Genomic DNA, 18,920 nt, shown 5'->3' on the forward strand with positions numbered 1-18,920 from the left:
CGTCAGTCGTCCGTCTCGCCGGCCTCGTACAGCGCCTCGCGTCCGATACGATCGAGGCAGAGCTCGGCCGTCCAGGGCAGCATCAGCGAGCCGCAGCGGCTGTCGCGATAGATTCGCTCCAGCGGCAGCGAGCGGAGCATGGCTTGGCCGCCGCAGGTTCGGATCGCGAGCGCTGCGAGCTCGTTGGCGCCTTCCATCACCGAATATTGCGCGGCATAGGCCCGCAGCACCTGCTCCTTGCTCGGATTGGCACGGGCTTCGGTGACGGCCTGGAACCAGATCGCCTTGATCTGCTCAAGCTTGATCTGCATCTGTGCAACCGCGATCTGCTTGGTCGGATACATGCGCCGCTTGACCGGCGGCATGCCCGGAACCTCGCCACGCAGGTAACGTACAGTGAAGTCGTAGGCAGCTTGCGCGAGCCCCATATAAGTCGGCGACAAGGTCAGGAACATGTGCGGCCAGCGCATCGCGGCCTGGAAATAGACGCCGCGCGGCATCAGCGCAGAATCCTCGGGCACGAACACGTCCTTGAACAGGAGCGTCCTTGAAACTGTTCCGCGCATGCCGAGCGGGTCCCAATCACCGACAACCGAGACTCCTTCAGACTTTGCCGATATCGCGAGGTACAGCGTGTTGCGGCGAGAGGCCTTCTCGCCTTCCTCGACCTCGGTGCAAAGCACGCCGTAATAATCGGCATGGCCGGAGAGCGATGCGAAGATCTTCTTGCCGTTGACGATCCAGCCGCCCTCGACCGGCCTTGCTTCCGTGCCGAATGCGACGCCACCCGCGGCCGCTGCGCCGCCTTCCGAGAAGGGTTGCGAATAGATCGCGCCGTCCTGCACGATGCGCTTGTAGTGGATCGCCCGCCGCCGTTCGTGCTCGTCACGGGTCGCAGAATCCATGTCGAGATCGTCGGCAAGAGGGCCCGACCACAGGGTCGAGCACACGTGCATGTTCCAGGTCAGCGCGGTCGCGCCGCAATAGCGGCCGATCTCGGCGGCCGCCAAGGCATAGGTCTGATAATCCGCGCCAAGCCCGCCGTGCTTCTTGGGAATGGCGATGCCGAGCAGGCCGACGCGATGCAGGTCGCGATAATTCTCGATCGGAAAGGTTGCTTCGCGATCGTAGGTCGCGGCGCGAGCGGCGAACACGCTCTGGCCGATCTCCCTTGCCCGCGCAATGATGCCGGCCTGCTCGTCGCCTAGGCGGAATGCAACGGGATCGAAGATCGGGGCATCCAGCACGACCTTGTCGGTCGTGCCGATAGTTTTGCTGACTTGCATGGTCATTGCACAGTCACCTTACACTTCGGTCGTAACGGAATTCAGGAAGCGGTCAAGCGCCTCGTCGAAGGCGTCGGGACGCTCGAGGTTGGCGAGATGGCCGACGCCGGCCAGCTCGACATATTGAGCCCCGGGGATGTAGGTCGCGGTCTTCGCCATCATCGGGGCGGGCGCATTGTTGTCCTTGGATCCGGACAGCAACAGCGTCGGGACCGAAATATCGCCGAGCGTGCTGCGTTGATCGAAGCCGATCAAGGCCAGCATCATGGCGCGATAGCTCGCTTCCGGCACGCTGCTCATGCATTCCCGGGCGAGCTCCATTCCCGCCGGATCGGGATCGTCGCCGACCAGCTCCTTCACCAGCAAGGGCGCCAGCGATTTCATCGTCTCGCCGCGATCGAGCGGTCCGAGCCGCGTTGTGATGAATGATTTCTGCCAGTCGCCGTCGGTCTTGCCGAAGGCAGGGCTGGTTTGTGCCAGCACGACCGCGCGAGCCAGGCTTGGGGACTGTGCCAGCCATTTCTGGACGATCATGCCGCCGATCGAATGACCGACCAGCATGGGTCTGGTTGCGCCGAGTTGCTCGATGAACTGCTGGAGCGCCTCTGCCAAGGTAGCGATGCTGACGCGGGCGAGCGGCACCGATCCGCCATAGCCGGGCATATCCCAGGCGATTGCGCGGAAGCGGCTGCCGAATGTGGAAAGCTGTCTTCGCCAAGCTCGTGCCGCGCCGCCGATGCCATGCAGGAAAATCAGAGGTATCGCGTTCAAATCGCCCGCCGCTTCATAGGCGAAGCGTCCGTCCTTTGTTATCATTAGCACAGGCTGCGACACGCGACATCCTTTTGCTTGGCCCTTCGATGCTAACAGGCCTTTCGGGGATGGGAAGCGATAATTTTAGACTTAAAGCAATTTTCGGGCCGTCGCTCGTGCCGCGGCACCTGCGGCGGCGAGCGCCCTTTCGTTGCAAAAATTTGAAGGTTAAAATATATCGGAGCCACGATCACGAGATCCGAGGACCCAGTGCATGTCCAGATTGCCGCACTCGCCGCACGCACTGGTGACCGGTGGCGGTCGCGGCATCGGCCGTGCGATCGCGGCAGCTCTCGTCGGAGCCGGCGCGGCTGTGACGATCGTCGGTCGGAACGCCGCCGCGCTTGAGGACGCGGTCAATGCAGGCGCCGCGCATTTTGCGGCGGTCGCCGACGTCTCGAACGAGATTGCCCTGAAAGCCGCCATCGCCGAGGTCCATGCGCGGCAGCCGATCGATATCCTGATCGCCAACGCGGGCAGTGCCGAATCCGCGCCATTCGCGAAATCGGACAGCGCCCTGTTTGCACGGATGATGGACGTCAATTTTATGGGCGTGGTCCATGCCATCCAAGGCGTGCTGCCAGGTATGAAGGATCGTCCTTACGGCCGCATCATCGTGATTGCGTCGACAGCGGGGCTCAAGGGTTATGCCTATGTCAGCGCATATGCTGCGGCAAAGCACGCCGCGGTCGGTCTCGTGCGTTCCCTTGCCCTTGAGCTCGCCGGCGGCAATGTGACGGTGAACGCCGTTTGCCCAGGTTTCACCGATACCGATCTCGTTGCCGGCAGCATCGAGAACATTATGAACAAGACGGGGCGCAGCCGCGAGCAGGCGATCGCTGAGCTCGCGAAGCATAATCCGCAAGGACGTCTAATCACGCCTCAAGAAGTGGCAGACACGGTTCTCTGGCTGTGCGGCGAGGGTGCCGGTGCGATCACCGGGCAGGCGATTGCCGTGGCCGGGGGCGAGGTCTAGCCTGCAAGCGCAGGCACGAAACAAGAAGCTAAGGAGATCGCATGAGCAGGCCAGCAAATCCCGTCACCGTGCCGCTCGCAGGCTATTCGCCGCAGCATTTTCTGCTGGCCGTGGTCGAGGGCGTTGCGACGGTCACGCTCAACCGGCCGGAACGGAAGAATCCCCTGACATTCGAAAGCTATCGGGAGCTGACCGATTTCTTCCGAGCCTGCGCGTTCGACGACGAGGTCAAATCCATCGTCGTCACCGGCGCCGGCGGCAATTTCTCGTCCGGCGGCGACGTGTTTGAGATCATCGGTCCGCTGGTGAAGATGGACACCAAGGGGTTGACCGCCTTCACGCGGATGACGGGCGACCTGGTCAAGGCGATGCGCGCCTGCCCGCAGCCGATCGTGGCAGCCGTCGAGGGCATCTGCGCCGGGGCCGGGGCGATCGTCGCCATGGCTTCGGACATGCGACTTGCTGCAAGTGGGGCAAAAGTTGCGTTCCTGTTCAACAAGGTGGGTCTGGCCGGCTGCGACATGGGCGCCTGTGCGATCCTGCCGCGGATCATTGGACAGTCCCGCGCCTCCGAACTGCTCTATACCGGCCGGTTCATGACTGCGGAGGAGGGGGAGCGCTGGGGCTTTTTCAGCCGCATCGTGACGCCGGAGCAGGTGCTGATCCAGGCCCAATTGCTCGCCAAGCAGGTCGCGGAAGGGCCGACTTTCGCCAACACCATGACCAAGCGGATGCTGGCGATGGAATGGGCCATGTCGGTGGAGGAGGCGATCGAGGCGGAAGCCGTTGCCCAGGCCTTGTGCATGACAACCGCCGATTTCGAGCGCGCCTTTGAGGCGTTCGCCAACAAGGTCAAACCGGTATTCAGGGGCGACTAGATCGACACGCCGCGTCCGAGGTCGGCAGCAACGGGGACTTGCGTGAAATTATTTTAGGCTTAAAATAGTTTTATGACTGGGTGAATTGGCGAGGCTCCCATGGAAGTCGCGATCATCGGTGGCGGACCTGCGGGTCTTTACGCTGCGATCCTGCTCAAGAAGCAGCGGCCGGGCGCCGACATCACCGTGTATGAGCGCAATCGGGCTGACGATACGTTCGGCTTCGGCGTGGTGTTCTCGGACGCCACGCTGGACAATTTCGAAAAGCACGATCCGCCAAGCTATCGCCGCATCACTCAGGAGTTCGCGTACTGGGATGACATCGCCGTGCATTTCCGCGGCACTGTGCACCGGGTCGGCGGCAATGGCTTTTGCGGCTGCTCCCGGCGCAAGCTACTTCTGATCCTTCAGGAGCGAGCCCGCGAGCTGGGCGTCGTCCTGCATTTCGAGGTGGACATCGACGATGAATCGCGCTTCGCCGATGCCGATCTCGTCCTGATCGCCGACGGCATCAACAGCCGTTTTCGCGAGAAATACGTCGATCACTTCCAGCCGGAGGTGGACGTCCGCTCCAATAAGTTCGCCTGGATGGGCTCGACCAGGCCGCTCGACGCGTTCACCTTCATCTTCCAGGAGACCGAGTGGGGGCCGTTCATCGCCCATGCCTATCAGTACGAGGCTGGACACTCGACCTGGATCTTCGAGACCGATCCCGAGACGTTCGAGCGGGCCGGCCTGACGGGGCTGGACGAGACACAATCCGCTGCGCGGATGGCGGAGATTTTCGGCTGGTTCCTCGATGGACACAAGCTGCTCATCAACCGCTCGATGTGGCGCAATTTCCCGATGATCCGCAGCAAGCGCTGGGTCAAGGACAACATGGTGCTGCTTGGCGATGCCAAGGCGAGCGCGCATTTTTCGATCGGCTCCGGCACCAAGCTCGCGATGGAAGACGCGATTGCGCTCGCCGAAGCGATGGAGGAAGCTCCCAGCATCGAGGCGGCGCTCGATCTCTACGAGCACGGCCGCCGCGAGGAGGTGGAGAAGACACAGCACGCCGCTGACGTTTCGTTGGTCTGGTTCGAGCACGTCGACCGCTTCTGGGATTTCGACCCGGTACAGTTTGCCTTCGGCGTGATGACGCGATCGAAGGCGATCACCTATGACAATCTGAAACTCCGCGCGCCGGATTTCGTGGCCGAAGTCGAGACGTCATTTGCGAAACGGGTTCGCGACAGCGGCTTTGACGTCGATACGGCGAAGCCGGCGGTGCCGCTGTTCCAGCCGTTCAGGCTGCGCGAGATGCAGATCGCCAACCGCGCCGTGATGTCGCCGATGTGCATGTATTCGGCGAAAGAGGGCGTGCCGACCGATTTCCACCTCGTCCACTACGGCTCGCGCGCCATCGGAGGGGCAGGCCTCATCTTCACGGAGATGACCTGCGTCAGCCGCGACGCCCGCATCACGCCCGGCTGCGCTGGATTGTGGAACGACGAGCAGGAGGCCGCGTGGCGGCGCATCGTGGATTTCGTCCACGGCAATTCGGCTGCAAAGATCTGCCTGCAGCTTGGCCACGCCGGCCGCAAGGGCGCGACCAAGCTGATGTGGGACGGAATCGATCGGCCGCTGGAGCAGGGCGGCTGGGAGGTGGTGTCGGCGTCCCCGCTACCCTATTTTCCCGACAGCCAGGTGCCGCGCGAGCTCGATCGTGCCGGCATGACCGCGGTGAGGGAGTCTTTCGTCGCGGCGGCCGAGCGCGGCGAGCGCTGCGGTTTCGACATGCTGGAGCTGCACTGCGCCCACGGCTATCTGCTCGCGAGCTTCATCTCGCCGTTGACGAACAACCGCACGGACGAATACGGCGGCTCGCTCGAGAACCGCCTGCGTTTCCCGCTTGAGATTTTCGAGGCGCTGCGCGCGGCTTGGCCGTCGCACAAGCCGATGTCGGTGCGCATTTCCGCAACCGATTGGGCTGAGGGGGGCATCACCGGTGACGACGCCGTTGCCATCGCGCGCGCTTTCGCCGAAGCTGGCGTCGACCTCGTCGACGTCTCGACCGGGCAGACCGTCCGCGATGCGCAGCCTGTTTACGGCCGCATGTTCCAGACGCCGTTCTCGGATCAGGTTCGCAACGAGGCGCGCGTGGCCACGATGTGCGTCGGCAACATCACCACGGCGGACCAGGCCAACACCATCCTGGCTGCCGGCCGGGCGGATCTCGTTGCGCTCGGCCGGCCGCACCTGGTGGATCCGTTCTTCACCATGAGGGCCGCCGCCTGGTACGGGGCAGATGCGGCGTTTTGCCCGCCGCAATATCTGCCGGGAAAAGAGCAAATTTTCCGCAATAGCGTCCGTGACCGACAGGATCTCGAGGAGCTGAGAATTAAGGCTAAGCCCAAGACCCGGGCCGAGCTCAAGGCGGAGGCGACAAAGCCGCTTGCGGCGGAGTGACCGCCCGTGCGACGTTAACCTCATTGCCTTGCGTGTTTCGAGTGGAGTAAGGGCGATGAAGGCGATTATCGTCGGTGGCGGTATTGGTGGCCTCACCACCGCTTTGATGCTGCGCTCGCGCGGCATCGGATGCGAGCTTTTCGAGCAAGCTGACACGATTCGCGAGTTGGGCGTCGGCATCAACACCTTGCCGCACGCCATGCGCGAACTTGCCGGGCTCGGCCTGCTCCAGAAGCTCGACGACGTCGCGATCCGTACCGACCAGCTCTATTACCTCAACCGCCATGGCCAGGAGGTCTGGCGCGAAGCCCGCGGCATCGACGCCGGCCATGACGTGCCGCAATTCTCGATCCACCGTGGCCGCCTTCAAGGCGTCATCCACCGCGCGGTCGAGGAGCGGCTCGGGGCTGATGCCATCCACACCGGTTGCAGGCTCGGTGCGTTCACGCAGGACGAGGGCGGCGTCACCGCCTACTTCTTCGATCGTGTCGGTGCGCATGTCCACACGGTGCGCGGCGACATTCTGATCGGCGCCGACGGCATCCATTCCCGCGTCCGCGAGACGCTGTTCCCCAATGAAGGGCCGCCCTGCTGGAACGGCTTGATGCTCTGGCGCGGTGCGCGCGACTGGCCGCTGTTCCTCACCGGTAGATCGATGATCGTGGCCGGTGGCCTCAATGCCAAGGTGGTGATCTATCCGATCGCGGAGGGATCGAGCCCGGCGAGCCGCCTGACCAATTGGGCCGTGCTAGTGAAGGTCGGCGAGGGCAACGTGCCGCCGCCGCGCAGGGAAGACTGGTCGCGCCCGGGTCGGCGCGAGGAGCTAATGCCACACGTCGCGCGCTTCTCGGTGCCTTACCTCGACGTGAGGAGCCTGATCGCGGCGACGCCTGAATTCTACGAATATCCGACTTGCGACCGCGATCCCCTGCCATACTGGTCGTCAGGACGTGTCACGCTGCTCGGCGACGCCGCGCATCCCATGTATCCGGTCGGCTCCAATGGCGCCTCGCAGGCGATCCTCGATGCGCGCTGTCTTGCCGATGCGCTGGTGCGTGCCGAGCATCCGCGCCAGGCGCTGCTCGAATACGAGAAGAAGCGCCTGCCGATGACCGCCGATATCGTTCGCTCCAACCGGCGCGGTGGCCCCGAGGGCGTCATCGACGCCGTCGAGCAACTCGCGCCCGACGGCTTTGACAATATCGACAATGTCCTCAGCTATTCCCAGCGTGAGGCCATTGTGCGCGGCTATGCGACCAAGGCCGGTTTTGCCGCCGTGCCGGGGCTTGCCGCGGTGCGTGCTTGAGGCGCGCTGCTAGCCGCCGGGAGGCGGCGGCAGGAAGTGGATGTTGAACTCGGCCGCCAGCGCCACCACGTCTTCGGGCTTCTGCTCCTTCATGTTGTGAAGGCCCCAGAACAGGTCGAACAACTTGCGGCTGGGTGAGACCCAGAACAGCACTTTTGCGGTCTGCTCCGACTTGTTGAAGATGCCGTGCGGCACGCCCATGCCGAGGCGGATCAGGTCGCCTGCGGTTGCCTGCGCCTCCGAATTGCCGAGCACGAAGTCGAGCTTGCCCTCAAGCATGTAGAGATACTCGTCTTGGTCGGGGTGAATATGCGGCGGCACGAATGTGCCCGGCGGCAGCGTCGCGTGCCACGAGAAGCTGTTCTCGGCATAGCTCTTCGGCACATAGGTCTGGCCGAGAATGTTCCAGGAGATGCCCTGTATGCCCTCATTGGCCCGCGTGATGCCGGTGATTTCGCTCTTCATTGCAGCAGTCCTCCCTTAACGCGATGCGCGGCTAGTTTGGGCATGACCTTCTCGGAAAACCGCTATGCACTTGTCCGGATCATGCTTAGTTCGCCGCCTTGCAGTCCTTGGCGTAGCGGTCGCCGTAATTCTCGAAGACCTTCTGGACGATCTCCGTCTGGAACTTGCCGTCCGGACGCTTGGCGACCTTGGTCAGATAAAAATCCTGGATCGGGTAGCCGTTGGTGTTGAACTTGAAGGCGCCGCGCAGCGAGGTGAAGTCGGCCTTCTTCAACGCGGCCTGGACCGCGCCCTTGTTCGACAGGTCGCCCTTCACGGCCTTGACCGCGCTGTCGATCAGCATCGCGGCGTCGTAGGCTTGGAAGGCGTAGGTGCCGGGCACGACGTTGTAGGCGGCCTCGTAGGACGCGACGAATTTCTTGTTCTGGGGATTGTCGAGATTGGGCGCCCAGTTTGCGCCGCCAAACATGCCGACGGCCGCGTCCTGCTGCGCCGGCAGCGTGGATTCGTCCACCGTGAACGCCGAGAGCACCGGAATGCTGTCGGCTAGGCCGGCCTGCCGGTACTGCTTGACGAGATTGACGCCAAGGCCGCCCGGCATGAACGTGAAGAGGGCGTCGGGCTTCTGCGAGGAGATCTTGGACAGCTCCGGCTGGAAATCCAGCGTGTTCAGCGGCATGTAAGATTCCTCGACGATCTCGCCCTTGTAGTCGAGCTTGAAGCCCGCCACCGAATCCTTGCCGGCCTGATAGTTCGGCACCATCAGGTACATCCGCTTGTAACCGCGATCCTGCGCGACCTTGCCGAGGATCTCGTGAACCTGATCGTTCTGATACGAGGTCACATAGAAGTACGGATTGCAATCCTTGCCGGCGAAGGTCGACGGACCGGCATTGGGACTGATCAGGAAGGTCTTCGATTCCGTGATGGGCCGGTGGATCGCCTGGAGGATGTTGGAGAAGATCGGGCCGACCACGAAATCGACCTTGTCGCGTTCGAGCAGGCCCTTGACCTTGGTCACTGCAGCGTCCGGCTTCAGCTCGTCATCCGCGACGATCACCTCGACGTCACGCCCGCCCATCTTGCCGCCGAGATCCTTCACTGCGAGCGCAAAGCCGTCGCGCACCTGCTGACCAAGCGCAGCGGCGGGCCCCGACAGGGTCACGATTACGCCCAGCTTGATCTTCTCCTGGGCGAGGGCAGGGCTCACGGCAGTGCCGAGCAGCAAGGCAGCGGCCAAGGTCAATTGCGTCTTCATGATCTGTCCCTCGTGACGTCAGGGCTTGCGCCGCAAGCCGCGTGCTCCAATTCAAGCTTATGCCGACGATGGCTGCCGCGGCAAGCAGCCCTCAAAGTGTCCTCATCCCGTGGCTGGCGGCGCATGCAAGCGCCGCGCCAATTATTTGAAGCCTAAAGAAGTTGGACGTGGGGTCGATTGTTGCAGCTTTGGACTTGCGGCCGGCTTCAATTTATTTGAAGCTCAAAATGTTGGGGAATCCGTGCCGGCGCCAACGCCCGCCAAGAGTGACTGCACCGAGATGCTCGATTCCGAGACCAAGGCCGTCGAAACGCCGGAGGATCATGCCGACGAGCTGCGGCTGTGGTTGCGCCTTCTGACCTGCACGACCCTGATCGAGGGCGAGGTTCGCGGCCGGCTGCGGCAGCGGTTCGACGTCACGCTGCCCCGCTTCGATCTGATGGCGCAGCTCGACAAGGCGCCTGACGGCATGACGCTGTCCGATGTCTCCAAGCGCATGATGGTGTCGAACGGTAACGTCACCGGTCTCGTCGAGCGCCTTGTGGAATCCGGCCATCTCGATCGCAGGACCTCGGAGACGGATCGCCGTGTCCAGGTGATCCGTCTGACAAAACTCGGCCGAGCCGAGTTTCGCCGGATGGCTGCGGAGCATGAGACCTGGATCGCGGATCTGTTCGCCGACCTCTCGCCGAAGGATGTGCGCGAATTGATGCGGCTGCTCGCCAAGACCAAGGCTTCGGCGCAGAAATCGGCCGCGCGCCGCCGGCCGTGAGCCCAAGCCGGCAGGTCCCCAGTCCTTTTTGCCGCAGGAAAAAGCACGGGATGCCCAAAATCCGCTATTGCGCCGAATTGTTTTAAGCCTAAAATGTTTTTCCAGATCGTGCTGCCGGGTGCAATCCATGCTGAAAGGAGCGTGCGATGGCCAACGCCGCCAAGACTCAAATCACGGGCTCGCATGACGGCAACGCCGCGACGCCCCATGTCGATACGTTTGCGCAACAGCATCTGCCGCCGCGCGAGCTCTGGCCCGAATTCATCTTCACGCGGCCGGAGCTGCATTATCCGCCGCGATTGAATTGTGTCAGTTATTTTCTCGACCGTTGGGTCGAGCAGGGTCGGGGCGATGCGCCTTGTGTCATCAGCCCCGCCGTCAGCTACACCTATCGCGAGCTGCAAGTCCTGGTGAACCGCATTGCCAACGTGCTCGTCGGCAAGCTTGGTCTCGTCCCCGGCGGACGGGTGCTGCTGCGCTCGGCCAACAATCCGATGATGGTTGCGACCTATCTTGCAGTGATCAAGGCCGGCGGCATCGTCGTGGCTACAATGCCGCTGCTGCGCGCCAAGGAACTGTCCTATCCGATCCAGAAGGCGGAAATCGCGCTGGCGCTGTGCGACGGCAAGCTCGCCGAGGAACTGGAGAGGGCGAAAGCTGCCGCGCCGAATCTCAAGCGGGTCGTTTATTGGGGCAATGGCGCCGCGGATTCACTCGAAGCGCTGATCGCCGATGCGAGCCCGGAGTTCAGGGCCCTCGACACCGCGTCGGACGATGTCTGCCTGATCGCCTTCACGTCGGGCACGACGGGCGATCCCAAGGGCACTATGCATTTTCATCGCGACATGCTCGCGGTCTGCGACGGTTATGCGCGCAACATCTTGCGGGCCGAGCAGAAGGATCGCTTCATCGGCTCGGCGCCCCTCGCGTTCACGTTCGGCTTCGGCGGCGTGCTGTTTCCGATGCACATCGGCGCCTCCTTCGTCGTGCTGGAGAAGACGACGCCCGACGATCTGCTGGCGGCGATCGAGCAATACAAGACCACGGTCTGCTTTACGGCGCCGACAGCGTACCGCGCCATGATCGGCAAGCTGCCGGGGCGCGATATCTCCTCGCTGCGCAAATGCGTCTCGGCCGGCGAGACCCTACCGAAGGCCACTTTCGATGCCTGGCTCAAGGCCACCGGCATCAAGTTGATGGACGGTATCGGTTCGACCGAGCTGCTGCATATCTTCATCAGCGCGACGGAAGAGGAAATTCGTCCGGGCGCAACTGGCAAGCCCGTGCCGGGCTACGAGGCCAAGATCGTCGATGATGACGGCCGTGACGTGCCGCCGGGGACGATGGGCAGGCTTGCCGTGCGTGGGCCGACCGGCTGCCGCTATCTGGCCGACGAGCGCCAACGGAAATACGTCCAGAACGGTTGGAACATCACCGGCGACACCTATCTGATGGATAGCGACGGTTATTTCTGGTACCAGTCGCGTTCCGACGACATGATCGTGTCGGCCGGCTACAACATCGCAGGCACGGACGTCGAGGCGGCCCTGCTCACGCATCCGGCGGTCGCCGAATGCGGTGTGGTCGGCGCCCCGGACGAGGCGCGCGGCATGATCGTGAAGGCCTATGTCATCGCTGCGTCCGGCGTGACGCCGGATGCAAAGCTCGTGGCCGAGTTGCAGGAGCATGTCAAACGCGAGATCGCGCCATACAAGTATCCGCGCGCCATCGAATTCGTGACGCAACTTCCGAAGACCGAGACCGGGAAACTGAAGCGCTTTGCTTTGCGACAACTGGCGCAGGCCGCCGCAACGTCCTCGGGCGTCGCGGCCGAATGAGAGAAGGATGAAGAATTGTCCGTGACGACGCCGAAGGGCCCGCAGCTCGCGGTGCTACCGACAGCCGCCGAGGATGACACCCCTCCGCGGGTGCAGGTGCTCCAGCCGTCGGGTTGGCCGATGCCGAAGGGCTATGCCAATGGCGTGGCCGCGGAGGGACGCATCGTCGTCACCGGCGGGGTGATCGGCTGGGATGCCGAAGAGCGTCTCGCCGATGGCTTCGTCGCGCAGGTGCACCAGACCTTGCGCAACATCGCCGCGATCCTGGGCGAGGCCGGCGCGCGGCCCGAGCACCTCGTGCGGTTGACCTGGTACGTCGTCGACATGGATGAGTACCTGTCCAACCTGAAGGAGCTCGGCAGGATCTACCGTTCCATCTTTGGCGCCCATTACCCCGCAATGGCGCTGGTGCAGGTGGTGCGCCTCGTCGAGAAGGCGGCGCGCGTCGAGATTGAGGCCACCGCCGTCATTCCACGCTGAGCCTGGCTCAGCTCGCCTTGTCAGCTCGCCTTAGCGAGCCCGTCGTCCTCGGGCGAGTTCAGATAGATCCCCGACATGGTATCAACCCAGCACAGATGGTCGTGCACCTTTTTCACGCCCTCGACATTCTCCGCCGCGACCATCGCGGCCTGCCGGGTGCGCTCTTCGGTGATGACGCCGCTGAGGTGAACGATGCCGTCACGGACGATGACGTTCAGCCCGAACGGGCACCAGTCGTTCTTCTCCATGGTCTCGATGATGCGGCTGCGAATGTGATCGTCATCCGCCGTCGGATCCGGCACTTCGCGAGAGAGCCCTGCCACGGCCTGCAGCAGGTTGGCCCGTGATACGATCCCGACGACCTTGTCGCCACGCACCACCGGCAGCCGCTTCACGTTGTTGCGCTCCATGAGATCGACGATCTCGGCGAGCGCCGTATCCTCCGTGATGGTTACGACCGTGTCGGTCATCACCTCCGCGACCCTACGGCCGTGCTCATGGACGAAGTCGCTGGCGGATTTCCCCGGACCGAGGATGAACCGCAGCCAGCGCCCACGCTTGCGCCCGGTACCGATTTCACTGCGGCGAATGAAGTCGCCTTCGGAGACGATGCCGACCAGCTTGCCGGTTTCGTCGACCACCGTGAGGCCGCTGACATGCCGCTTCAGCATGATATTGGCCGCCTCCACGATGCTGGTGTCGGGGGTGACCGAAATGACCGACCGGGTCATGATCTGATGGGCGCGCATGGATAACTCCGCTGGCTTGTTGAACGTCGATGCACGAAAACTAGCTCGGGTATCGAGGTGCGGCTTGACCCAGGTCAATCGGACGACGCCGGTTCATCCCGATTCAGCAGACGTGATCTGCGTCCCGGATTTGATGCAGCTCAACCCGCATGTGAAGGCTGGCCATATCTTGCCAATGAACAGAGCCGACAGGAAAAATTGAGCCATGAGCGTCGTGCAGACACTTCCACGGGCCGAAGAGCCGACAGCACAGGCTCTTCCCGTCAATCTCATCGTTGGGCCCGAAGCCCGGACGGTGAGCGCTGAAAAGCCCCTGGAGACGCCGGCTGCCGCCGATCTCTTGCCTGTATCAGAGCCATATCCCTTCGACCGCGCGTTTCACGCTTTGCTGGCACGGTTCACGGGCGGAATTTCGCCGCTGGCCTTGTCGCTTGCCTGGTTCGACTGGAGCTCGCATCTCGCTGCGGCGCCGCAGCGTCAGATGGAGATTTCCCGCAACATCCTGCGCGACACTGGCCGGCTGGCGCAAGCCGCCGCGCATGCGGCGTCACCGCAGCAAAAGCCGTGGTCCGTGATCAAGCCGCAGGGGCGGGATCGCCGTTTCAGTGGACCACAATGGGAGACCCCGCCGTTCAACCTGCTCGCGCAGGCATTTCTGCTCACAGAGAGCTGGTGGCGCGATGCCGCGACAGGCGTGCGCGGCGTGTCGCACGCAAACGAGGCCATCGTCGAGTTCTCGATGCGCCAGATGCTCGACATGTTGGCGCCGTCGAATTTCGCGGCGACCAATCCGAAGGTGCTGGAGAAGGCGTTCCAGAGCGGCGGGGAGAATTTCGTCTTCGGCTGGCAGAACTGGTGCAGCGACCTGATGCGCCTGCTCTCCGGCTCGAAGCTGACCGACGACGGGCAGTTCGTGGTCGGCAAGACGGTGGCTGCTTCACCCGGCAAGGTCGTTTACCGCAACAACCTGATCGAACTGATTCAGTACCATCCGACCACCGCGCAGGTGCGACCCGAGCCGATCCTGATCGTGCCTGCCTGGATCATGAAATATTATATCCTCGATCTCTCGCCGCAGAACTCGCTGGTCAAATATCTGACCAATCAAGGTTTCACCGTGTTCGCGATCTCCTGGCGCAATCCGGATGCACGGGATCGGGATATTGCCTTCGACGACTACCGCAAGCTGGGCGTCATGGCTGCGCTGGACATGATCGGCCTGATTGTGCCGGGACGGAAGACTCATGCGCTCGGCTATTGTCTCGGTGGTACGTTGCTGTCGATCGCCGCCGCGGCGATGGAGCGCGACGGCGACAACCGCCTCGGCACCGTCACTCTTCTTGCGGCCCAGACCGATTTCACCGAGGCCGGAGAGCTGACGCTCTTCATCAACGAGAGCCAGGTCGCATTTCTCGAGGACATGATGTGGCAGCGAGGCTATCTCGACACGACGCAGATGGCCGGTGCCTTCCAGCTGCTGCGCTCCAACGAATTGATCTGGTCGCGTTTGTCGCACGACTATCTTATGGGCGAGGGCGCGCCGCCAAGCGATCTCATGGCCTGGAACGCCGACGCCACGCGATTGCCCTATCGCATGCACTCGGAGTATCTGCGTCAGCTGTTCCTCGACAATGATCTGGCGGGTGGTCGCTATCGCGTCGACGGCAGGAGCGTTTCGCTCTCCGATATTCACGCGCCGATGTTCGTGGTCGGAACGCTGGCCGACCACGTCGCGCCGTGGCGATCCGTCTACAAGATCCATTATCAGGTCGATGCCGACGTGACGTTCCTGTTGACCAGCGGTGGTCACAATGCGGGTGTCGTTGCGCCTCCCGAGGAGCCCGGCCACAGCTACCAGGTGCTGACCAAGGCTGCCGATGCGCCCTATGTTGGTGCCGACGAATGGCTGAAGCTGGCTCCGCACGTCGAAGGCTCATGGTGGCCGGAATGGACCAAATGGCTGACGGCGCGCTCCGGAGTGCCCTGCGATCCCCCGCAGATCGGAGTTGGAGGCGCTCCGGGCCTGCCCGATGCGCCCGGGGATTACGTCCACACCTAAGCCTCCGGCTCCGAACTCGGCGCGAGATCTGAGGAGCGGAACGGTTTGGTCTTATCCAATTTGCGGTAGGCGGCCGAGGCCTTCCGCAACAGCTTCTTCTCCCGCTTGCGATTGAGGAAGCGTTTGCCAGCTTCGAGGCCTGCGCCGTTCAACGACGCTGCCAATGCCTGTCCTCGTGCGTCATCGTTCAGTTGTCCGAGCGACCGTTGCGCCTTGCGCAATTTCTTGAGGATGGACTTCTGCTTCGTCAACGAATCCTCGGCGAACAGGTCCTGCAGCGACTCGACCGAATAGGTCATTCGCTTGTTGAGAAGTCGCACCTTGTGGCGTTTCTCGACGTCGAGTTTCCGGAGCTTGCGCGCCTTCTTGAGCAGCGTCGTCTCCCATTCGGTCAGCCGCTCCGTTGCGTGGTCAGCGAGCGTGCAGCGGCGCAATCGGATGGCTTCCTTGCTGCGCCGGGTCGACCAGGGACCGCTCTCGATCCAGCTCGAGGTCTGCTCCACGAGGCGGCGATACCGCGCCGATTGCAGTGCGCGCGCCAGCTGGCGGTGGCTCTCGGCGCGCTTTTCGTCCCAGTGCTGAAGCTCGGCGACCACGGCGAGCTCGTCGCCGCTCTCGGCGACGACCCGCTCGATCGCCACATCGAGGTCGCGCACCATGCCGAGCTGGCTGTTCAGCCACTTCAGCTCGGCCCAGACATGCGGCCGCAGAGCATCGTCGACCATCGGCGAGAAGAAGCGGATGGCCGTCCGCAGGTGAGTCAATGCGATACGGATCTGGTGCAGAGCGTCGGGATCACCGCGGCAGGTGCCGTCGTGCTGGGCGAGGACGGCATCGAGGTGGCGGCGCGCGATGATCCGGAACGCCGTATCGCAGGCCATGCCGGGACTGAGCCGGCCGGGCAGCGCATTGCGCCGCGCCGCCGGAGTGGTGCGAGCGGCCGTCGAGGTCGTGCTAGGTCGTGCCATCTTTGCCCGCGCCAATCAGATTGCCCTGTTTGCTTTCAGCGATCGCGCTCCAGCAGTGCTGGAGCGTTTGCTCTGGTGACCCGGATGCATCGATGGTCCCCCAATCGATACGGCCGATATTATAGTGCTCTTGCAGCGCGGCAACCTCCTGCGTGGCGTCCGATGCGTCGCCCCGGCGGCTTCCGATCCGCATCTGCCGGGTTGCGAGGTCCGCAACCAGAAACAGCCCGTTCAGCGGCACGCCGCACTCGCGCGCCAGCGCGGAAACCGCGTCCCGTTCGTCCTCGCGGGCGAATACGCCGTCGATGATCGCCGAATGGCCTTGCGCCAGCACCCGCCGGGCGTGCTGGGCCAGCGTGCCGTAGACGCGGGCCGCATGCTCCGGCGTGTAGGCGGACGGCGGCAGGCGCTGGGTATCCTCGACCCCGAACATCTGCTTGCGGACGATGTCGCTGCGCAGCACGACGGCCCCAGGCGGCGGTGCAATGCCGGGCGCGAGCGCTTGCGCCAGAACCGTTTTGCCGGTGCCTGATAGTCCACCAATGGCAATCAGGCGCGGGGCCGGCGGATGAATCAGAGTCCTGGCGAGGTCAAAATAACGCTGTGCCTGCCCGAGAATGCCGGGGTCGTCGGAGAGCGGCGGCCTCATCCGTGCCAGGGCCACCTGGGCGCGGATCGCTGCCCGGACCGACATGAACAGTGGCAGGGCCGAGAGCGCGTCGAGATTGTCGGCCGGCGTCGCGGTGAGATAGCGGTTCAAGACGATGTTGGCCGCGCGTGGCTGTTCGTGGTGCAACAGGTCCATCAGCGTGAATGCGAGATCGTAGAGGACGTCGACGGTTGCCATCTGTGCATCGAACTCGATGGCATCGAACAGCACGGGCCTGTCGTCGATCAGAACGATATTTGCAAGATGCAGATCACCATGGCAGCGGCGCACGAAGCCCTGATGGCCGCGCTCCGAGAGCAGGGGACGAATACGTCGAAATGCCTCATGCGAGGCCTTGCCGAACTTTTCGACGTCGTCAGCGTTGAAATGCCCGCCAGCCCGCAGTCCGTCACTGTTGCCGTCAATCAGCGCCGGGATCGATGAGACCCATGCCTTTCCGTCGGCGCGGGTCGCCGCCGCGTGCGAAGCCACGATCGCGTCGGCGGCTGCCGAGGCGAGCTTTGCATCCAGCGGACCGGCTTTGGCCAGATGATCCAGTGTCCTGCTTTCGTCAAAGCGCGACATGTCCACTGCATACTCGATCGGCCGGCCCGGACCGCCGACTTGCACTGATCCATCTGGCTCTTCCGTAATCGCCACGACGCGATGATAGATCTGCGGCGCCAGAGGTCGGTTGATCCTGATTTCCTCCTCGCACGCCGCCTTTCGCTTCTCCAACGTCGAATAATCGAGGAAGGGAAACCGCACGGCGCGTTTGATCTTCAATGCGCGCTTCCCGTCGAGGAACACCGACGCTCCATGCGTGTCGATCCGTGTCACGCCGGGATGGCCGGTCAGCGTCCGGAAGATCCGCTCTTGGGCGGCCATTTCATCTTTCGTGGAAACGGGCATCCGAAAGCACCATCAGGGCGTCAGCACGGCCGCGCCGAGAATTTGGCCCGCTCTCAGCATGGTCAGAACTTCATTGGCCTGGTCGAGCGGAAAGGCGGTCGTTTCGGTGCGCACGCCGGCTTGTGGAGCGATCTTGAGAAAGTCGAGGCCATCCTGCCGGGTCAGATTGGCCACCGAGACAAGCTGGCGTTCCTGCCAGAGCAGATCATACGGAAAACTTGGAATGTCGGTCATGTGGATCCCGGCGCATACGACGCGCCCGCCTTTGCGTACGGCGCGCAACGCGGCCGGGACGAGCTCGCCGGCTGGTGCGTAGATGATGGCGGCATCGAGCGGCTCGTCAGGCACCTCGTCCGATGCCCCCGCCCACGCGGCGCCGAGACGACGCGCAAGATCCTGTGCTGCGGCGTCGCCACGCCGTGTGAATGCGTAGACGGAGCGTCCCTGCCAGACCGCGATTTGCGCAATGATGTGGCCGGCCGCGCCGAAACCATAAAGGCCGAGCCGGTCGGCGGGGCCGGCCAGCACCAGTGAGCGCCAGCCGATAAGTCCGGCGCATAGCAGAGGGGCGATCTCAACGTCGCTGCCGGCCTCGCCGAGGGGGAAAGCGTAGCGAGCGTCGGCGATGGTGTGGGTCGCGTAGCCGCCGTCGCGCGTGTAGCCGGTGAACAGCGGTGCGTCACACAGGTTTTCCATGCCATCCCGGCAGAAGCGACAATTTCCGCAGGTGAAGCCGAGCCAGGGAATGCCGACGCGATCACCGGGCGCATGCGTTGCCACATTCGGGCCCACGAGGTCGACCCGGCCGACGATCTCATGGCCAGGCACGATCGGATAATGAATGTCGGGCAGCTCGGCATCGACGAGGTGAAGATCGGTCCGGCATACCCCGCAGGCGCCGATTTTCACCCGCAGCTGACCCGCGCCGGGTATCGGGTCAGGCCGCTCCTCCATCTGGAGCCGCCTTCGCGGGGCCGACAACACCATCGCGCGCATAAAGTCTCTCCGGGGCGAACCGCTCCGACTGAATTATTCATAGAGTAGCAGAGCGACCAGTCCT

General features: G+C 63.4%; 16 protein-coding genes. 8 read left to right on the plus strand and 8 right to left on the minus strand.

The genetic code is table 11. The features are described from left to right. Positions 1-2: 2 nt before the first annotated feature. Both P6U31_RS12300 and P6U31_RS12305 read right to left on the minus strand, forming a co-directional pair. A complete protein-coding gene (locus tag P6U31_RS12300; protein WP_407188629.1) occupies positions 3-1,292 on the minus strand; it encodes an acyl-CoA dehydrogenase family protein in 1,290 nt (429 codons plus the stop codon). Positions 1,293-1,304: 12 nt separating this feature from the next. After that, the gene (locus P6U31_RS12305; protein WP_407188631.1) at positions 1,305-2,120 is read right to left on the minus strand and encodes an alpha/beta fold hydrolase; all 816 of its coding nucleotides are present in this window, start codon (positions 2,118-2,120) and stop codon (positions 1,305-1,307) included. A 193-nt stretch (positions 2,121-2,313) separates the two neighbouring features. Here P6U31_RS12305 and P6U31_RS12310 point away from each other — a divergent pair, with 193 nt between their 5' ends. From P6U31_RS12310 to P6U31_RS12325, 4 genes are all read left to right on the plus strand, one after another. Continuing rightward, the gene (locus P6U31_RS12310; protein ID WP_407188633.1) at positions 2,314-3,075 is read left to right on the plus strand and encodes an SDR family NAD(P)-dependent oxidoreductase; all 762 of its coding nucleotides are present in this window, start codon (positions 2,314-2,316) and stop codon (positions 3,073-3,075) included. Between the two features lie 41 nt (positions 3,076-3,116). After that, positions 3,117-3,953, plus strand: coding sequence for an enoyl-CoA hydratase family protein (locus P6U31_RS12315; RefSeq protein WP_407188634.1), 837 nt, complete (start codon positions 3,117-3,119; stop codon positions 3,951-3,953). 99 nt (positions 3,954-4,052) lie between these two features. Continuing rightward, positions 4,053-6,404 carry a bifunctional salicylyl-CoA 5-hydroxylase/oxidoreductase gene (locus P6U31_RS12320; RefSeq protein WP_407188636.1) on the plus strand — a complete coding sequence of 784 codons (2,352 nt, stop codon included), beginning with the start codon at positions 4,053-4,055 and terminating at the stop codon, positions 6,402-6,404. 55 nt (positions 6,405-6,459) lie between these two features. Next, on the plus strand, positions 6,460-7,710 hold the full coding sequence (locus tag P6U31_RS12325; RefSeq protein ID WP_407188637.1) for a flavin-dependent oxidoreductase: 1,251 nt from the start codon (positions 6,460-6,462) through the stop codon (positions 7,708-7,710). Positions 7,711-7,719: 9 nt separating this feature from the next. Here the strand turns inward: P6U31_RS12325 and P6U31_RS12330 are convergent, their stop codons facing one another. Next, positions 7,720-8,175 (minus strand): cupin domain-containing protein, encoded by a 456-nt coding sequence (locus P6U31_RS12330; RefSeq protein WP_407188639.1) that lies wholly within the window; start codon positions 8,173-8,175, stop codon positions 7,720-7,722. Positions 8,176-8,260: 85 nt separating this feature from the next. Further along, complete coding sequence (locus P6U31_RS12335; protein WP_407188641.1) at positions 8,261-9,433, minus strand: ABC transporter substrate-binding protein; 1,173 nt, start codon at positions 9,431-9,433, stop codon at positions 8,261-8,263. Between the two features lie 280 nt (positions 9,434-9,713). Between P6U31_RS12335 and P6U31_RS12340 the strand changes: the two genes are divergently transcribed. The 3 genes from P6U31_RS12340 (at position 9,714) to P6U31_RS12350 (ending at position 12,523) form a co-directional block, all read left to right on the plus strand. Then, the gene (locus P6U31_RS12340; RefSeq protein ID WP_100181426.1) at positions 9,714-10,205 is read left to right on the plus strand and encodes a MarR family winged helix-turn-helix transcriptional regulator; all 492 of its coding nucleotides are present in this window, start codon (positions 9,714-9,716) and stop codon (positions 10,203-10,205) included. A gap of 146 nt (positions 10,206-10,351) precedes the next feature. Further along, a complete protein-coding gene (locus P6U31_RS12345; protein ID WP_407188642.1) occupies positions 10,352-12,043 on the plus strand; it encodes a benzoate-CoA ligase family protein in 1,692 nt (563 codons plus the stop codon). Positions 12,044-12,064: 21 nt separating this feature from the next. Continuing rightward, the gene (locus tag P6U31_RS12350; protein ID WP_407189832.1) at positions 12,065-12,523 is read left to right on the plus strand and encodes a RidA family protein; all 459 of its coding nucleotides are present in this window, start codon (positions 12,065-12,067) and stop codon (positions 12,521-12,523) included. A 20-nt stretch (positions 12,524-12,543) separates the two neighbouring features. On the opposite strand, the gene P6U31_RS12355 is transcribed toward P6U31_RS12350, so the two are convergent. Continuing rightward, on the minus strand, positions 12,544-13,272 hold the full coding sequence (locus tag P6U31_RS12355) for a CBS domain-containing protein (protein WP_407189833.1): 729 nt from the start codon (positions 13,270-13,272) through the stop codon (positions 12,544-12,546). Positions 13,273-13,477: 205 nt separating this feature from the next. Here P6U31_RS12355 and P6U31_RS12360 point away from each other — a divergent pair, with 205 nt between their 5' ends. Beyond that, a complete protein-coding gene (locus P6U31_RS12360) occupies positions 13,478-15,331 on the plus strand; it encodes a PHA/PHB synthase family protein (RefSeq protein ID WP_407188644.1) in 1,854 nt (617 codons plus the stop codon). On the opposite strand, the gene P6U31_RS12365 is transcribed toward P6U31_RS12360, so the two are convergent. From P6U31_RS12365 to P6U31_RS12375, 3 genes are read right to left on the minus strand one after another with little or no spacing between them, the layout of a single operon-like run. Next, on the minus strand, positions 15,328-16,299 hold the full coding sequence (locus P6U31_RS12365) for a CHAD domain-containing protein (RefSeq protein WP_407188646.1): 972 nt from the start codon (positions 16,297-16,299) through the stop codon (positions 15,328-15,330). The genes P6U31_RS12360 and P6U31_RS12365 overlap by 4 nt on opposite strands. Further along, positions 16,286-17,836 (minus strand): AAA family ATPase, encoded by a 1,551-nt coding sequence (locus tag P6U31_RS12370; protein WP_407188648.1) that lies wholly within the window; start codon positions 17,834-17,836, stop codon positions 16,286-16,288. Before P6U31_RS12370 ends, P6U31_RS12365 begins: the two co-directional genes overlap by 14 nt. Before the next feature lie 36 nt (positions 17,837-17,872). Then, the gene (locus P6U31_RS12375) at positions 17,873-18,856 is read right to left on the minus strand and encodes a zinc-dependent alcohol dehydrogenase family protein (RefSeq protein ID WP_407188650.1); all 984 of its coding nucleotides are present in this window, start codon (positions 18,854-18,856) and stop codon (positions 17,873-17,875) included. Between the last annotated feature and the right edge of the window lie 64 nt (positions 18,857-18,920).

The organism is Bradyrhizobium centrosematis (assembly GCF_045571495.1).
In the GTDB taxonomy this organism is placed as follows: domain Bacteria; phylum Pseudomonadota; class Alphaproteobacteria; order Rhizobiales; family Xanthobacteraceae; genus Bradyrhizobium; species Bradyrhizobium centrosematis.

Bases quoted from the DNA above. Each gene is read 5' to 3' on its own strand.
- P6U31_RS12360 (WP_407188644.1), top strand. From the start codon at position 13,478: ATGAGCGTCGTGCAGACACTTCCACGGGCCGAAGAGCCGACAGCACAG.
- P6U31_RS12355 (WP_407189833.1), bottom strand. From the start codon at position 13,272: ATGCGCGCCCATCAGATCATGACCCGGTCGGTCATTTCGGTCACCCCC.
- P6U31_RS12300 (WP_407188629.1), bottom strand. From the start codon at position 1,292: ATGACCATGCAAGTCAGCAAAACTATCGGCACGACCGACAAGGTCGTG.
- P6U31_RS12365 (WP_407188646.1), bottom strand. From the start codon at position 16,299: ATGGCACGACCTAGCACGACCTCGACGGCCGCTCGCACCACTCCGGCG.
- P6U31_RS12310 (WP_407188633.1), top strand. From the start codon at position 2,314: ATGTCCAGATTGCCGCACTCGCCGCACGCACTGGTGACCGGTGGCGGT.
- P6U31_RS12340 (WP_100181426.1), top strand. From the start codon at position 9,714: ATGCTCGATTCCGAGACCAAGGCCGTCGAAACGCCGGAGGATCATGCC.
- P6U31_RS12375 (WP_407188650.1), bottom strand. From the start codon at position 18,856: ATGCGCGCGATGGTGTTGTCGGCCCCGCGAAGGCGGCTCCAGATGGAG.
- P6U31_RS12315 (WP_407188634.1), top strand. From the start codon at position 3,117: ATGAGCAGGCCAGCAAATCCCGTCACCGTGCCGCTCGCAGGCTATTCG.
- P6U31_RS12370 (WP_407188648.1), bottom strand. From the start codon at position 17,836: ATGGCCGCCCAAGAGCGGATCTTCCGGACGCTGACCGGCCATCCCGGC.
- P6U31_RS12330 (WP_407188639.1), bottom strand. From the start codon at position 8,175: ATGAAGAGCGAAATCACCGGCATCACGCGGGCCAATGAGGGCATACAG.
- P6U31_RS12325 (WP_407188637.1), top strand. From the start codon at position 6,460: ATGAAGGCGATTATCGTCGGTGGCGGTATTGGTGGCCTCACCACCGCT.
- P6U31_RS12345 (WP_407188642.1), top strand. From the start codon at position 10,352: ATGGCCAACGCCGCCAAGACTCAAATCACGGGCTCGCATGACGGCAAC.
- P6U31_RS12335 (WP_407188641.1), bottom strand. From the start codon at position 9,433: ATGAAGACGCAATTGACCTTGGCCGCTGCCTTGCTGCTCGGCACTGCC.
- P6U31_RS12320 (WP_407188636.1), top strand. From the start codon at position 4,053: ATGGAAGTCGCGATCATCGGTGGCGGACCTGCGGGTCTTTACGCTGCG.